Genomic DNA, 16,979 nt, shown 5'->3' with positions numbered 1-16,979 from the left:
GTTTATTATTTAAAGGTTGCTCTAATACTCATTGATATTGATTTTGCATAGGGATAATCAATGCCTCTCTCCCTGGCAATATTTGATAAATAAAAAATATCGTTTGAATACGCATTTAGTGTTACGGATGATAGAGACGCTTTATCTAGCCATTTTTTGTTTTTAAATTCATACCCTAAGTTGATGGATTCTCCAGAGAAGGAAGTTTCGCTTTGAACGAATCTTGAAGACATTGGTGAAGTATTATTAATAGCAATACTTTTGTATTGTGAAATATCACCCGGATTTCTCCAACGGTCATAAAGTGCTCTTTTATCTTGGTTATATCTTAAAGAAACGTATGAAATATTTTCTACCTTGTTGTATAAAGCCGAATTAAATTGATTTTTATCCCAGATGTACCTTACTGAAACCCCAAGGTTAAATCCTTTGTAAAACAAATTAGAACTGAAAACACCCTCCGCCTTTGGCCTGGAAGAACCAACAACAACCTGATCGGCAGCACTATAAGTATAGGTATACTGACCATTAGTTTTTAAAAACACTTCTTTTCCTGTTGCTGGATCTATACCCAATGAGGGAACTGCCCATAAATCGTAAGAACTATACCCATCACGGTACCGCGTTAGCGAATTACTGTTTCTTAACTGATTGTTTAAACTGTTCAATTTGTTATTAAACTTGCTGTATTTTTGATCACTCATAGCTCCTGTAACACCCAATGTCCAAACAACAGTACCTGGATTAAAAATTGGTGAAAATCTAAAACTAGCTTCTAACCCTTTTACTGTGGAAGCACCTGCATTAAATGGGTAGTTGCTTAATCCTGTGGAAGATGGAAGTGTTATTGCAACCACTAAGGGATCAGTTACCTTTTGGAAAACATTGACATAAAAGTTTAGTCGATTCTTCATAAATGCAGCATCCAAGCCTAAGCTGGTTTGAATTGTTTTCTGCCACTCCAAGTCTGGCGCACCCAGTCCAGACAAGTAAACGCCTTGCCCCATACTATTAATTGTAGAATAATAATCATAAACAGAATTACTTACACTATTAAAATTCTGGTTGCCTGTTATTCCCCAGTTTCCTCTAAGCCTTAAATTATCTATCCAGTTTACCCCTTTCATGAAACTTTCATTCATTACATTCCAACTTAAACCTGCCGAATAATAAGGTGAGTATCTTTTATTTGAACCAAAAGCTGTTGATCCATCTATATTAAAGTTCAAATCAATATTGTATCTTCTATCAAAGGAATAATTCACCGAGGCAACAATAGAATTTCTACGTGTTAATGAGTTAGCCGCGTTGGGTGCAGAACTATTGTTGTATCCATAAGCAAATGCCGGGTTACCATTTGCAGCAGAAGGGAAGCCCTTAGCATCGTATCCGTTAACTGATTGACTATTTTGGTAAAGCTCGGCCCTTAGATTTCCTGTGAAAGAGTGTTTTTCTCCAAAAATCTTTGCGTAAGAAAAACCTGCATTTATAGTATAACTTAATCCAGAAAGCTTACTATAATTATACTCTCCCTTTAATAACGGATCCTCTACTCCATCAAACTTAGTATTTAAAGGAGAGATGAAACTTGTTGATTCTGTGCTCGACTTATTGATTTGAGCGTTGATCTGAAATCTTAATTCTTTAGTAAAATCGGCTATTGCCTGGAAGTTGTTTTGTAGATTAAAACTTGAGCTCTTATTAAAACTGCTTAATGAAGCGTTGTAATAAGGATTGGGAATAGCTTCGTTATAGTTGGTATTATTGTAAAAAATCAATTCTTTAGCTGTTATCGATGGGGATGGCACAACTTCAAGGTATTTGTGGCTGGCATCTAATAAACGGTAATAAGGGTTGACTTCTGCCCAATCGGTGAATGAACCATAAGGTGAATCTGCAGACTCTGCCCCGCTCACATAAGCTCTATTACTGAAATTAAAGATTCCTGATCGATAGGTTAATGTCAAATTCGTTCCCCATTCATCTCTTTTGGAACCGATCATCGTTGCTGCGTTCTTACGAACATTTGCACCTAAGTCATAACGAACCTGATCATCACCGCCAGAGGCAGTAAGGGAGTGGCGTTGAGAAAAACCTGTTTGCAAAGGTTGAGAAAGCCAATAGGTATTTACACCACGCAAAACTTCTTTTAACCTAGAGGAATAAACAGTATCCATTAGCAACTGTCTATCAGGAGTTTCTGCCTTATATCTACCCGCCAATCTTTCAAATTGAAGTTTCTCCTCCGAATTCATCATATTATAAGATCCCAAATCAGGAAGCTCTACTCTTAAATCTGAAGTATAGCTTATTCTCAATTTACCAGGTAAGGGTTTCTTAGTCTCTACTACAATTACTCCATTTGAAGCCCTGGAACCATATATGGCTGTTGACGCGGCATCCTTTAAAATGGTAATTGAGGCCACTGTATTCATATCCAGATCAACAATGGTTCTCAGGTTAGTTTCGAAGCCATCCAAAATAAATAGGGGTTGATTAGGATCTGTAGAAAATTGATCTCTCAGTGTATTGGTAGAAGTATTATTGGCAATACTGGTTTGTCCCCTTAACTCAATTGTAGGTAAAACATTTGGATTTGAACCCATTGCATTATTTTCAATCTGTATAAAGGATGGATCTAGTGTTTTTAAACTCTGGATAACATTTTGGTTGCCCAGCATCTTTAGCTCATCTCCAGTAAAAGTTGCAGCAGCACCAGTAAATGATTCTTTTTTTCGGGTCATTATACCAGTTACAATAACATCTTTATCCAGACTAGTCGAACTCTCTTTCAATACCACCGATAGCGAAAAAGTTCCCCCATCTTTTACCTCTCCGGGTACTGTTTTACCCTCGTATCCCATAAATGAAATACTGAATCTATATTGCCCGGCAGGTAATTTTGGAAAAGTGAAAACACCGTTTTTGTCTGATGAGGTGGTTGTTTTTGCGCCCGTTTTTACGTTCTGTGCCACTACTGTTGCCCCTACAATAGTTTCTTTAGCATCTTTAACTACCCCCCTTACTGCCGGTGTTTGCGCATAAGCGCTAAACCCTAAATAAAGGCATAAGCATAGCATTAAGACACGTTTTGGAACGTTCCTTTTAGTAAAAATTTTAATCATGAAGTTTAGGTTAGGTTTAGTTGTGCATTGCCTGTTTGGCTTTTGTGTTAATTGTCTTTATCGTATATCCCGCATCTGTTTTCTCTGCAACCAGATTATTGAGCGCACAAAGCATATTCAAGAATGAATCAGCGTCATCGCGTCCGAATTCGTACTGACCAGTGAATACTTTTTTACTGATCTGGTTTGCATTGTATTTTATCTGAATATTCAGTTTAGTTTCTAAAACATTAAACACGCCGGCCAGGCTTTCATTATCAAAGGCTATTGCCCTTTCAGTAATAATTGCCCTGCTTGGCTCAGCAGCTATAACTTTCTTTATTGGTGCAGCATTCAAATCTGTAACTACTGCATAATAGGTTTGCATATTAACCGTAAAAGATTTACCAGGAGTTAGGTAAACAGTTTTTATACCTTTCAATTCCAATAAATTTTGTGGCCTTACCACCACCTTACCCTCAATCAGGTTAACTTTTGTAAAAACACCTTTCTTAAAAGCTGTTACGCTAAACACCGTACCTAAAGCTGTAGTAGCCAAATTATTAGCGTACACGGTAAAGGGCTTTGTTTTATCTTTATGTACTTTAAATAATCCTTCTCCCACCAGCTTCACATCTCTCTTCCCCTGGTCGAATGGTAAAAAGCTTACTTCACTATTAGGATTTAATGTTACCAAAGTACCATCTGGTAAAGTATAATTCTTTTTGGTATTGCTGGTATTGGTAAAAAAGGTAAGCACCCTTGCTGCCACGGGTTTTTTAACCTGCTTAACCACCTGCGTTAATACACCTTGTGGTTCTGGTTTAGTACTAAATACCAGCCAGCCAGCAGAAAAAACAAGCGCCACAGATGCCGCATAGGCCAGATATTTCAATTTAACCCGTTTGGCTGCTTTCTTTTCGTGAATATGATCCAAAACATTCACATAAACCCGATCTGAAATCTCCCCGGGTACCTCATCTTCAACCACAAACTCTTCCCAGTCCGATGGATTTAAGTAAATTTCTCTATTGGATGGTTCTTCCAAAAATTTACTTACCATGCGGGCTTCTTCGGCAGTACACTGCCCGGCGAAGAACTTGTCAACTAACTTTTGGTTGATTTGCATAACTACATTACGTTTTTGATGAAGGTTTACCCCTACTGAGCGAAATATTTTTTTTAGATTTTTATTAAAAACGTTGCTTCAATCACCAGAATAGCGATTTTTATTTACAATTTTAACTGACAATTCAAGAAAACATAAAAATTTCTTCGATTATCGGTTAATAATAGTCGACATGATGATTGCCAGAGAAATTATTGACGAAAAAGCGGCCCGAAGCTGTTTTAGCGCTTTAGTCATATGATTTTCGACCGTTTTAGGCGATATAGAAAGCAGTTCGGCGATTTCCTTGTAAGAATATCCATCCAATTTGCTCAACTTGAAAACTTTTTTCCTGACCGGCGCCATTTGCTCAATGGCCTGTTCTAAAATCTCGAGATCCAAATCCGGTGCAGCAGGTTTCGCGCGCTCAGTCTCAACAATGCTTAAATGCTTTTGGCTGATGGCCTCTTTTCTTAGCTGATCAATCAAAATGGTTCCGGCCATTTTGAATATTTGAGCAGAAATGCTGTATTCGGCAGAAAGATTCCTGCGTTTTTCCCAAAGCCGTATAAAAGTTAACTGCACCACCTCTTCTGCCATATATTCAGAATTGGTTTTCTTCAGAATATAAGCATAAAGTTTTTGGTTGTACAAACGATAAACGCTTTGAAAAGTTTGTAAACAACCAGACGTTAGCTCAGCAATATACTCCATTTTCAGGATCTTCCTGCGGTTTGTTTGGGATAGTTTAAAATAGTTAATTTGAGAGGTTCTGTACTTCAAATATATTTTAACATTAAATAAATATCAAACAATCGATAAAACTTTAACATTTTTTCGATGCAAATGGGCGCGGAAAGCATCAATCAAACGTTTGTTCTATTTTCAAATAAAATCAGTTAAATAATCAAATTTTACTTATTTAAGCCGAAAAAATTCATTTTACATAAATCATTTAAAATAAACACGTTATCATATGGAGCAATTTCTTTAAATTGATAACAACTATTTTTACATTTACGGTGATATGTTGAGCAACAATTACAATGAGTTAATCAGAAAAATTGATGAGTTTATCCGTAAATTTTATCTTAATAAAATTCTGCGGGGCAGCATTTATGTGGCTGCAATTTTACTTGCACTCTATCTTTTGGTTTTTACCTGCCTCTATTACCTCAATCCGGGAATTGTATTTAAAACGATTGTTTTTTTTGCATACATCCTTCTTGGTGCATTACTTATTGGTTTTTTAATAATAAAACCATTAATGGCCATGCTCAAATTGGGAAAACACCTGTCTTTTGAAGAAGCCTCCATCATTATTGGTAACCACTTCTCTGATATTAAAGATAAGCTTCTTAATACGCTTCAGCTTCATCAGCTTTCTGAAAAATTACCCGAAAACAATCAACTCATTTTAGCCAGCATAGACCAAAAAATACTCGAACTTAAACCTGTTCCCTTTTATACTGCTGTAAGGATTAACGACAATAAAAAATATTTAAAGTTCCTGATCATCCCGCTATCCATTATCTTGCTTATTGGCGTTATTGCTCCCGCTATTTTAAGAGAAGGAACCAAGAGCTTTTTAAAGTATGATGAATATATCGCACCTACAGCCCCCTTTACCTTCCAGGTTTTAAATAAAAGTTTATCTGTTACTCAAGGCGACGATCTTAGGTTAAACCTAAAACTTTCTGGGGATGGGATCCCTGCAGAGGTTTATGTAGAAGACGGAAAAAACACCTACAAACTTGAAAAGGAAAGCCTGAGCAGGTTTAATTATCAGCTTAAAAATATCCAGAGCGACAAAAAACTTGTTTTTAAAGGTGGCGGCTTTAGTTCGGCGGTGTTCAATATATCGGTAAAACCTCGTCCGGAATTACTCCAGGCTACGGCAACATTAAACTTCCCGGCATATTTGGATAAGAAGCCCGAAACCGTTAACAATGTTGGCGATTTGCTTTTACCCGAAGGCACCAAAGTATTGTGGAACTTTAAAACAGCCAAAAGTAATTCGCTCAGATTTGTACTAAATAATGTTCAACACCTTATTCCCATTAATGAAGATGAATCTGCATTTACTGCGGTAATAAAAAACAATGCAAAATATAGTATAAGCCCAAAAAATGAGCACGTTACATTAAGTGATTCCCTTAGCCATCAGATAACCGTAATTAAAGATCAGTCTCCATCAATCTCAGTGGTAGAAAAGCCAGACTCCATTAGCAATAAAGCCCTTTATTTTACAGGCCAGGTTAGCGATGACTATGGTTTTAGCCGACTGAGTTTCAAATATCAGATTAAAGACAATAACAAAGTTTTATCTATAACCACAAAAAATATTTCCATTAGAAGTAAGGCTACAGAAAATAGTTTCTTCTATTTCTGGGATGTAAAAACTGCCACACTTAAGCCTGGGCAGGAATTAGAATATTATTTTGAAGTAGCCGATAACGATGGCGTGAACGGAGCTAAAGTTACCCGTTCGGAGATCAAAACTTTTAAGCAACCAACCAAACAGGAAGTGGCAGCGCAAACCAGTGCCAATAATCAGGCCTTAAAACAAAAAATGCAATCTGCCATCCGCCTGGCCAATACCATCGAAAAGGAAAGCAAAAAAGTAGCCGAAAGCTTAATTGATAAGAAGCAAATCTCTTTCGAGGATAAAAAGCAAATTGAACAATTACTGGATAAACAGAAACAGTTAGAAGATGCCGTTAAAGAGATCAAAGAACTCAATGAAAAAAATATCAAACAGCAGGAAGATCAGGCACAAACACAGGAACTTCTGGAAAAACAAAAGCAGATAAAAGATCTCTTTGATAATGTTTTGGATGAGAAAACTAAAGAACTCCTGCAGAAATTGCAGAACCTGATCAATGACCGGGATAAACAACAGACTCAAAATGAGCTATCTAAGATGCAACTGGATAACAAAACCCTTAAAAACGAACTCGATAGGATTTTGGAACTCTACAAACAGTTAGAATTTGAGCAAAATCTTCAAAATGATATCGACCGCTTAAATGATTTAGCCAAAGAGCAAAAGGAACTTGCTGAGCAAACCAAAAACAAAAATAAGGACAACAACAGCCTTAAAAACAAACAGGAAGAACTCAGCAAAGAGATGAAGGATTTGAAAGAGGATCTTAAAAAACTCGAAGAAAAAAATCAGTCTCTAGAAAAGCCGAACCCTTTCGAAAATCCTGAAAAAGATGTTCAGGATATCCAGAAACAGCAACAAGACAGTAAAGACGCTCTGGAACAGAAAGACAATAAAAGTGCCAGCCAGAAGCAGCAAAAGGCTTCAGAGCAAATGGAAAAACTCTCCAAAAAAATGCAGGAGATGCAGCAGCAGGGAGAGGAAATGGAAAATAATTTGAATGCAAAAGAATTAAGGAGGCTACTGGAAAATCTATTGAATACTTCTTTTGAGCAGGAAAAGGTGATGCTGAATTTAAAGAAAATGACTTCAGCTGATCCATCGTACACCGGCAACGTTCAAAAGCAACGGACCATAAAAGATAACCTGAAAACCATCGCTGATAGTTTGTACGCCCTGAGTAAACGCGTACCCCAGATAGAATCTACGGTAAATGAGGAAATGAACAAGATCAATTTCAACCTCGATAAAAGCCTGGAAAGCCTCGGCGAAAGACGTACCCCAGAAGCCAATCGTTACCAGCAATTTACCATGACTTCTATCAATAACCTCAGTTTGATGTTGAGTGAAGCCCTTAATCAATTACAGAACATGAGTAAGAATGCTAAAGGCGGCAAAGGCAAGCAGAAACAGGGTATGAAGCAATTGAGCCAAATGCAGGATCAACTGAATAAAAGCATGCAAAAAGCCCGCGAGCAGATGCAAAAATCTGGAAATCAGGGTACTGTAGGCAAAGGCCAGATGAGTCAGGAATTTGGTAAAATGGCTCAACAGCAGCAGATGATTCGCCAGGCATTGGAAAAGATAAACCGCGAGGAAAATAAGGATGGCAAGGGTAAAATGGGGAACCTCAATCAGGCCATCCAGGAGATGAAGCAAACGGAAAGTGATTTAGTGAATAAACGCTTGCAACAAGAAACCATTCAGCGTCAGAAAGAACTTTTAACTAAACTCCTGGAAGCAGAGAAAGCAGAAAGAGATCAGGAAGAGGATAGTAAACGTGAAAGTAAAGCGGCTAAGGAGTTCCCTCCTTCTTATCAAAAAATGCTTAAAGATTATCAGAAACAACAGCAAAGCGGAAATGATATGCTCCAAAAACTGCCTCCTGCTTTAAACTATTACTATAAAAACAAAGTAGCTGAGTATTTGAAATCGCTGAACCAGGTAAATTAATTTCTCCCTTATTCTGATGTCTACAAATTAGTTTCTAACTTTGCCAAAAAACCGCATTTATGGCAGCCATTTCATTTTTTACAGAATCGATTTCTTACAATTTACCTCAAAAATTAAAAGTTAAGAAATGGATTAAGGCAACAATAGAAAAGGAAGGTTTTAAGCTTGGTGAGTTAAATTTTATCTTTTGCAGTGATGAATATTTACTAACCATCAATCAGCAATACTTAAACCACGATACTTATACCGATATCATCACTTTTGATAATTCAGAAGAAGAAAAATTAATAGTAAGCGATATTTTTATCAGCATTGAACGCGTAAAAGAAAATGCCAAAACCTTTAAAACAAGCGATTTTGATGAGGTCTGCCGCATTATGATTCATGGAACACTTCATTTGTTGGGTTACAAAGACAAAGGCAAAGCCGCCAAGACATTAATGACACAGAAAGAAGATGAATATTTGGCTTTTAGGGCCGAAACAGGACTTCTTTAAACCTTTGCAAAAGCAATTGCTTCTTTAAAGGAGTCATAAATCTGCTGATTATCCCTCCTCAATAAAGTTGGATTTACCTTAATTTTTACGAAACCATCTGCCTTAGGTTGCCCAAATATGATATTGTGTTGCGCCCTTAAGCGTGCATTTAGCTTTTGCGGATCAATCCCTTTTCCAAGTTTAACGTTAAAGAGATTCGTTCCATCTACCAATGGCAAAATTTCAAGGTCTTTTAGCTTAGCCATCAACGTAAAAAGTGCTTTAGATTTTGCTTTTATCTGACCCATTACCTCATCAATCGTATTCAAATGATGAAGGGCCATTGCAGCATTGGTCCAATTGGTAAATATGCATCCCCCATGGATTTTAATCAAGTGATGCATTTGATCGATGAAAGCTTTATCCCCACATAAAACAGCACCTCCTGTGGCTCCTAAATACTTGTACAAGCACATATACACAGAATCAAAGCATTCGGCATAGGCTTCAATACTGCTATCCGTAAAAGCTGTTGCCATATGAAGCCTCGCACCATCCAGGTGTAGCTTATATCCCTGCTGTTTACACCATGCAGAAATTCTCTTTATTTCTGCCAGTGGAAATGCCTGTCCATCGCAACGGCGAACCGGCGTTTCAATCGATATTGCCCCTACTCCAGCAGCAAAAGCCTCAGCTTCCTGATGGTATCGGATAGATTCCTGCAACTCTTCCAGGGTAAAGTAATGCTTACCTGCTGCCAAAGGAATTAATCGTTTATTGAATAATGTTTGAGCAGCATCCCCTTCATCACGGTAAACATGGCTGGTTTCCTGCACACATGCCTTTGTATTTGTTCCGCAAAGCTGACTAATAGCCAGCTGATTGGCCAATGTACCCGATGGTAAATAAACGGCAGCTTCTTTGCCGGTTATTTCTATAAATTTTTGAAGTAGTTTTTCCATCGTAGCCCCTTCTCCATAAATATCCCGTTCTATAGGACTCTGACGGTTAATTTCCTGTAACTGAGCCAGGAAATCTGTGGGTTTATAGAAAATCCCGTCATTAATAAAATAAACAGCCTCAGAATCTTTTGATGTGTTAACTGTAGTTGTAGCTAATCCCATCAATCCTGGACTGAGTAAAGGCAGTGCAGCAACTGAACTTAACCTGATAAAGTCTCTACGTTTAAAATCCGTCATTTTAAGCTTTTAATAAAACTAGCTATTTCCAGTCGAATAACCGCATCAAAAGTTAATATATGCTTAAGATACATGGGAAAAAGATTGCCAGATACAGAACAGGTAAACGATTAACAATGCCATAAAACCTTGAGTTAACCTTGACTTGCCTTTGAGTTGCCTTTGACTTGACCTTGACTTGGTGGGGATAAAGTCAGATAACTGAATCTTACCTTAATGCGGTACCTGATAAAACACTACAATTGCCGGTTCGTCTAACAATAGGGCGTGTTTGTCTATAATAAATGCTCACTGGTATATTATAAGCGAATGAGCTGAAACGTTTGGCGCAGTTTGTACTCTAATAACCAAAGGAATAACATAAAGATAGTGATTTAATCCGACTGATAAGGCGTTTTAATCACTTAAAAGATAAAGTTTAGTTTTAGTTAATGATTGATGCAGCGGTGGAGCGATTCCACCGCTGTTTTTATTTAATTATAATATTTTAACTGCATTTGACTTCAGTAAATATACCGGCTAAAGTATTCGATTTGTAATAAGCCTCCTCTACTCATCATAAACCAAATAATTTATCCTTACTTTTGCACTAATTTTCTTTTATAAATCCGTAATATATAAACTTTGAGCACTTTAATTGCAGCAGAAGGCTTAGGTCATGGTTATCATGACGAATGGTTGTTTAAAAATTTAACCTTGGGCATCAATGCGGGTCAGCGTGTAGCGTTGGTAGGCATTAATGGAGCAGGTAAAAGTACCTTATTGAAATTATTGGCAGAACGCTTTCCTCCTCTTGAAGGAAAAATAGTTAAGAACAAATCTGTTAAAATAGGTTTTCTAGACCAGGAACCTCAATTTACAGCAGGTTATTCCATTAGTGATTTTATCTTTTCCCTGGATAATAAACAACAGCAGTTAATCAAAGAATATGAGGAATTAATTGAAGATCCTAATCCGGACGAGAAAAAACTTAATCGTTTATACGAGGAATTAAGTGAGCATAATGCGTGGGAATATGAACATGAAATCAAAACCATTCTCAGCAGAATGGGAATTACCCACCTTCAGCAGAAAATTGACACCCTATCAGGCGGTCAGAAGAAACGTTTAGCACTGGCTAAGCTTTTAATAGAAGATCCTGAAATTTTAGTGTTAGATGAACCTACCAACCATTTGGATATTGATACCATAGAGTGGTTAGAAAAACTTTTAACAACAGGACAAAAAACGATATTACTGGTTACCCATGATCGTTACTTTTTAGATAATGTTTGTAATACCATTGTTGAGCTAGACAGGGGAAAGATTTTCAATTACAATGGAAATTACGCCTACTTTCTGGAAAAGAAAGCCGAAAGAGAGGCCTTAGACGCGACTGTTTTACATAAGAATCAGCAGCTATTAAAAAAAGAATTAGAATGGATGAGACGCATGCCACAGGCGCGTGCAACGAAATCTCAGGCCAGGATAGATGCATTCTATGATTTAGAAGAAAAAACAAAGAAAAAGTCTGATAATCAGAGTATTACACTAAAAGTTAAGATGTCGCGTCAGGGCGGTAAGATCATTGAACTGGATCATATCAAACAATCTTTTGATGGACGCTCTATCATTAATGACTTCACTTATACCTTTAAAAAAGCAGATCGTATTGGTCTTGCCGGAAAGAATGGTACCGGTAAATCTACCCTACTGAACATCATTACCGGAAACATAATTCCTGAAGGTGGAAAAGTAGACAAAGGAGATACTACCGTATTTGGATATTATAAACAAGGTGGTTTGGCATTTGATCCAAAAGAAAGAGTAATTGATATTGTAAAGTCAGACGCGGAGTATATCAAAATGGCAGATGGTTCTACCATTACCGCTTCACAACTCTTAACGCTATTTCTCTTTCCGCCCAAGAAGCAACATGGCATGGTAGAGAAATTAAGTGGCGGTGAAAAAAAACGCCTGCACTTGATGAAGGTATTAATGCAAAATCCAAACTTCCTCATATTAGATGAACCTACCAACGATTTGGATATAGATACTTTAAATGTACTGGAAGAGTTCCTGGAAAATTTCCCTGGCGTATTAATGTTGGTTTCACATGATCGTTACCTACTCGACAAGATGAGTGATCAGTTATTCATCATGGAGGGTGAAGGCGTTGTTAAAATTTATAATGGTAACTACTCAGAGTATCGTTTAAGTTTGGAACAACCGAAAGTTAAGAACGAAACAAAAGTTACACCTACTCCCGTTCAAGAAACGGTTACTGTAAAAACTACAAAAAAGCTCAGCTTTAAAGAGCAACGCGCGTTAGAAGATGCAGAAAAAGGAATGGAAGAAACCGAACAAAAAATCAAGAAACTTTCGGAAAGCTTAATTTCAATAGATGCTTCTGATTATATTAAAATACAAGAACTATCGAATGAGATTGAAAGTTTAAAATCAAAGCTAGATGAATATACCATGCTTTGGCTAGAATTATCAGAATAATAAAACAATTGTTTATTGATTTCCACGTTAATGTTCCACGTGAAACATCGTAAACAAAAGAGCATAAACATACGTTCCACGTGGAACATAGAATAAATAAAAAGAAAAATGTTTTCTAAATATGACTTAATTGTCGTTGGTGCAGGCCATGCCGGTTGCGAAGCTGCTGCTGCTGCCGCCAACCTCGGTTCATCAGTATTACTCATCACCATGAACATGGGTACAATTGCTCAAATGAGCTGTAATCCTGCTATGGGTGGTGTTGCTAAAGGACAAATAGTTCGCGAGGTGGATGCTATGGGTGGTTATTCGGGTATCATATCTGATAAATCAACTATACAGTTCAGGATGTTAAACAAATCTAAAGGACCTGCTATGTGGAGCCCAAGAGCCCAGATAGATCGGATGCGCTTTGCTGAAGAGTGGAGACTAGCTCTTGAAAGAACTCCTAATTTAGATATTTGGCAGGATAGTGTTGTAGGCTTATTAATAAAAGATAATACCGTATACGGTGTAAAAACATCATTAGGAATAGAGATAGAAAGTACTGCAGTGGTACTTACTAATGGAACATTCTTAAATGGAACCATCCATATTGGAGAAAAGAAATTTGGTGGAGGCCGTACAGCAGAAAAATCATCAACCGGTATTACAGAACAATTAGTAGAACTGGGTATGGAAGCCGGAAGAATGAAAACGGGTACCCCCCCTCGTGTTGATGGCAGAAGCTTAGACTATTCTAAAATGGAAGAACAGTGGGGTGATGAAGACAGAAGCAAATTTTCATTCACTGATACTCCCCTCAATCAGGATCAAAGATGTTGCTGGATAACTTATACCAATAGTGAAGTACACGAAACTTTAAAAGAAGGATTCGAAAAATCACCTATGTTCACAGGCCGAATCAAAGGACTGGGTCCACGCTATTGTCCATCAATTGAAGACAAAATTAACCGCTTTGCTGAGCGTGACAGACACCAGATTTTTGTTGAACCTGAGGGATGGGACACCTGCGAAATTTACGTAAATGGTTTTTCTACCTCCTTGCCAGAAGACGTACAATTTAAAGCATTAAGACAAATCCCAGGTTTTGAACAAGCTAAAATGTTCAGACCAGGGTATGCAATTGAATATGATTTCTTCCCACCTACCCAGTTATCATTAACATTAGAAACCAAGTTAATTAAAAACTTATTTCTAGCCGGACAGATAAATGGAACTACTGGTTACGAAGAAGCAGCTTGTCAAGGTTTCATGGCTGGAATTAATGCACACCAAAAAATAACCGATAAGCATGAACTCATCATGAAGAGGTCTGAAAGTTATATAGGTGTTTTAATAGATGATTTAGTTACTAAGGGCACTGAAGAACCTTACCGCATGTTTACATCAAGAGCGGAGCATCGTTTATTGTTAAGACAAGATAATGCCGATATCCGCCTGACTCCTATTGGTCACGAACTAGGATTGATTAGTGATGAACGTTTAGAAAAGGTTAAACACAAAGTTGAAAAATCTGACGCACTTGTTAAATTCACCAAGTCACAAGGCATCGAAATGAAAGATGCCAATCCAATGCTTGAACAACTCGGATCTGCAGCTTTGAATCAAAATGTAAAATTATATAGCCTGGTTAGCAGACCACAAGTAGGTCTTAATGATTTGATTAAAGTGAGCCAGCCTTTAGCTGAAGAAACGGAATACCTGGATAAGCAAACAATTGAGCAGGCCGAAATCAAAATTAAGTACGAAAGTTATTTTGAGAAGGAAAATGAAATTGTAGAAAAAATGATGAAGATGGAAGATAAAGAAATCAATCCGGATTTTGATTACAATAAAATCGTATCCATCTCTAAAGAAGCGAGAGAAAAATTATTTAAGATCAAACCAAGAACCTTAGGTCAGGCATCACGAATTTCTGGAGTTTCACCATCAGATATTTCAGTTTTAATGGTATATATCAATAAGTAACTGATAATCAATTGATTATATATTTTTATAGTGACTTTAAATAAAGAGATATAAAGAGATATAAAGAGATAAAAAAATATTTTAACCATATTATTCCAAAAAAGGTAAAAACTCGTCAGAACGTTTAAAATATGCCAAATTTAAAAGATCAGATTTTTAACATCAAAAATACAGTTGTCTTAGTGGCTTCCCTCCTGCTTTTTGGATGTGCAACTATACAAGCGCCACAAGGTGGGCCAAAAGATACTCAACCACCCAAAGTTTTGAGTATGACACCAAAAAATCAGACACGGAATTTTAACAGTAAGAAAATTGTAATTGAGTTTGACGAATATTTTAATCTAAGAGATGAGTTTAAGGAATTCTCCATTTCACCTGATCAGGAAAAACCACCAATATTAAAAAAGAAGCAAAAAAGATTAGAAGTTACGCTTCAGGATTCTCTGGAGAAAAATACAACTTATACTTTAAACTTCGGAAAATCCGTTGTAGATGTAAATGAAGGAAATGTGGTTAAGAACCTTTCGTATGTTTTTTCAACTGGTCCGGAAATAGACTCGCTTTCATTAAGTGGTAAAGTAATTAATGCATTAACAGATGAAGCGGAAAAGGAGGTTACCGTTTTTATTTTACCAATTGAACGGGATACGCTATTTGGTAAAAAGCGACCTTCTATATACACTACCACAGATAGTTCGGGTAACTATAAGTTAAATAACCTGAGAAAAGGCAACTACAAAATCTATGCTTTAAAAGAAGCCAGTGGTGGGGGAGATAAAATCTACCAGCAGATTTCTGATGAAATTGGTTTTCTTAAGGATACGATAAAGATTGATAAGAACCTGGATAACATCAATTTAAAGGTTTTTAAAGAGCTTGCGGGAGAATTCAGGGTATTGGACAGGAAGCTGAACAATGATGGCAGCATATCGCTTATTTTCAATAAGCAGCTTAAAAATCCCAAACTCACCGTTACAGATCCACCGAAAGTTGATGTAGGAAAATATGTGCATTTCAATAAAACAAATGATACGGCAAAAATGTGGCTTAAAGATCTGAGTTTTGATTCTGTTAAAGTAGCTATTCAGGATGAAGGTAAAGTACTCCAAACCCTTAATTTTACCAGGGGAAAAAAAGATACTTATACACGGGATTTATCCATTTCAGACAATGCTGCAGGGGCAAAATTAAACCCATATCAGCGTTATACGCTTACCTTCCCATTCCCGGTAGAATCTGCTGATCCATCTAAAGTTACGCTTCTGGAAGACTCCGTAAAGCGCACTACCTTTCAATTATTAAAAGACTCTGTAGATTTCCTTAAGTATTATGTTATTTATCCATGGAAAAATAAACGTACATACGACATTAAGTTTAGTGCAGGAACATTCACAGCTATATTTGGTGCTAAAAATAAAGACGTTACTAAATCATTTAAGCTCGAAACAACAGACAGTTATGGTACGCTCGGCTTAGCTGTAACTGTTCCGGATACAAGTAAAAACTACCTGGTACAGTTTATAGATGAGAAAAAAAATATCATTAAATCAACCAGCTTAAACCGGAATATTACCATTAATTTTTCTAATTATCCTGCCGGAAAATATTTTATCAGGGTAGTTTATGATGAAAATAAAAATGGAATTTGGGATACTGGTAACGTTAAAAATGGAACTCAGCCTGAAAAGATCTGGTATTCAACAACGGAAATGTCATTAAGGGCAAACTGGGAGCGGGAAGAAAAATTAACTATACCAGCTGCACCTAATTAAGGTGCAGTTGGATTAAACCATTCACTATACATCATATAGTTATCTGGTAATTTATTTAACAAAGCCCGTTGCTCATCAGTAATGGGCTTTATCTTTTTTGCAGGGGTACCCGCATATAAATACCCTGATTCACAAATGGTATTTTCAAGTACAACTGAGCCGGCAGCAATGATGCAATACTGCTGAATTACAGCATGATCCATCACAATAGCTCCCATACCAATCAATACGTTGTCCTCCACGGTACATCCATGTACAATGGCATTATGACCAACTGAAACGCGATTACCTAAGTGTGTGGAAGCTTTTAAATATGTAGCGTGTATCACCGCACCATCCTGGATATTCGTTTCCTTTCCAATGGTAATGGCATTTACATCTCCTCTAACAACCGCATTGAACCAAATGGAGCAGCCATCGCCCATTTCCACATCGCCTACAATTGTAGCGTTTTCTGCTATAAAACTTGGCTTCCCCAGCTGGGGATATTTACCTTTTACAGGTAGTATTACTGGCATATATA

Annotated in this window: 10 protein-coding genes; 5 read left to right on the top strand and 5 right to left on the bottom strand. The window is 37.0% G+C overall.

The window, feature by feature from the left end; all coding sequences use genetic code 11:
- Positions 1 to 5: 5 nt before the first annotated feature.
- The 3 genes from ACQY77_RS12470 to ACQY77_RS12460 all read right to left on the bottom strand — a co-directional run bounded on the left by ACQY77_RS12470 (position 6) and on the right by ACQY77_RS12460 (position 4,995).
- Positions 6 to 3,125, bottom strand: coding sequence for a SusC/RagA family TonB-linked outer membrane protein (locus ACQY77_RS12470; protein WP_421941816.1), 3,120 nt, complete (start codon positions 3,123 to 3,125; stop codon positions 6 to 8).
- 16 nt (positions 3,126 to 3,141) lie between these two features.
- Positions 3,142 to 4,233, bottom strand: coding sequence for a FecR family protein (locus ACQY77_RS12465; protein WP_421941817.1), 1,092 nt, complete (start codon positions 4,231 to 4,233; stop codon positions 3,142 to 3,144).
- Positions 4,234 to 4,383: 150 nt separating this feature from the next.
- Positions 4,384 to 4,995 (bottom strand): sigma-70 family RNA polymerase sigma factor, encoded by a 612-nt coding sequence (locus tag ACQY77_RS12460; protein WP_421941818.1) that lies wholly within the window; start codon positions 4,993 to 4,995, stop codon positions 4,384 to 4,386.
- 244 nt (positions 4,996 to 5,239) lie between these two features.
- Here ACQY77_RS12460 and ACQY77_RS12455 point away from each other — a divergent pair, with 244 nt between their 5' ends.
- Positions 5,240 to 8,551, top strand: a complete 3,312-nt coding sequence (locus ACQY77_RS12455) for a DUF4175 family protein (protein ID WP_421941819.1) — start codon at positions 5,240 to 5,242, stop codon at positions 8,549 to 8,551.
- Between the two features lie 59 nt (positions 8,552 to 8,610).
- The gene (gene ybeY / locus ACQY77_RS12450) at positions 8,611 to 9,048 is read left to right on the top strand and encodes an rRNA maturation RNase YbeY (RefSeq protein ID WP_421941820.1); all 438 of its coding nucleotides are present in this window, start codon (positions 8,611 to 8,613) and stop codon (positions 9,046 to 9,048) included.
- Here ybeY and ACQY77_RS12445 read toward each other — a convergent pair.
- Positions 9,045 to 10,226, bottom strand: coding sequence for a threonine aldolase family protein (locus tag ACQY77_RS12445; protein ID WP_421941821.1), 1,182 nt, complete (start codon positions 10,224 to 10,226; stop codon positions 9,045 to 9,047). The genes ybeY and ACQY77_RS12445 overlap by 4 nt on opposite strands.
- Before the next feature lie 624 nt (positions 10,227 to 10,850).
- Here ACQY77_RS12445 and ACQY77_RS12440 point away from each other — a divergent pair.
- The 3 genes from ACQY77_RS12440 (at position 10,851) to ACQY77_RS12430 (ending at position 16,456) form a co-directional block, all read left to right on the top strand.
- Positions 10,851 to 12,713, top strand: a complete 1,863-nt coding sequence (locus ACQY77_RS12440; protein WP_421941822.1) for an ABC-F family ATP-binding cassette domain-containing protein — start codon at positions 10,851 to 10,853, stop codon at positions 12,711 to 12,713.
- Between the two features lie 108 nt (positions 12,714 to 12,821).
- Entirely contained in the window at positions 12,822 to 14,684 is a 1,863-nt protein-coding gene (gene mnmG / locus ACQY77_RS12435; protein ID WP_421941823.1) for a tRNA uridine-5-carboxymethylaminomethyl(34) synthesis enzyme MnmG, read from the top strand.
- Between the two features lie 131 nt (positions 14,685 to 14,815).
- Complete coding sequence (locus ACQY77_RS12430; RefSeq protein WP_421941824.1) at positions 14,816 to 16,456, top strand: Ig-like domain-containing domain; 1,641 nt, start codon at positions 14,816 to 14,818, stop codon at positions 16,454 to 16,456.
- Here the strand turns inward: ACQY77_RS12430 and ACQY77_RS12425 are convergent.
- Positions 16,453 to 16,974, bottom strand: a complete 522-nt coding sequence (locus ACQY77_RS12425) for a gamma carbonic anhydrase family protein (RefSeq protein WP_421941825.1) — start codon at positions 16,972 to 16,974, stop codon at positions 16,453 to 16,455. The two genes, ACQY77_RS12430 and ACQY77_RS12425, sit on opposite strands and share 4 nt — an antisense overlap.
- Positions 16,975 to 16,979 lie beyond the last annotated feature (5 nt).

It is taken from the genome of Pedobacter sp. (assembly GCF_965279535.1).
GTDB lineage: Bacteria > Bacteroidota > Bacteroidia > Sphingobacteriales > Sphingobacteriaceae > Pedobacter.
The sequence above is the reverse complement of the archived record's forward strand: the minus strand, read 5'-3'. Positions and strand labels throughout refer to the sequence as shown.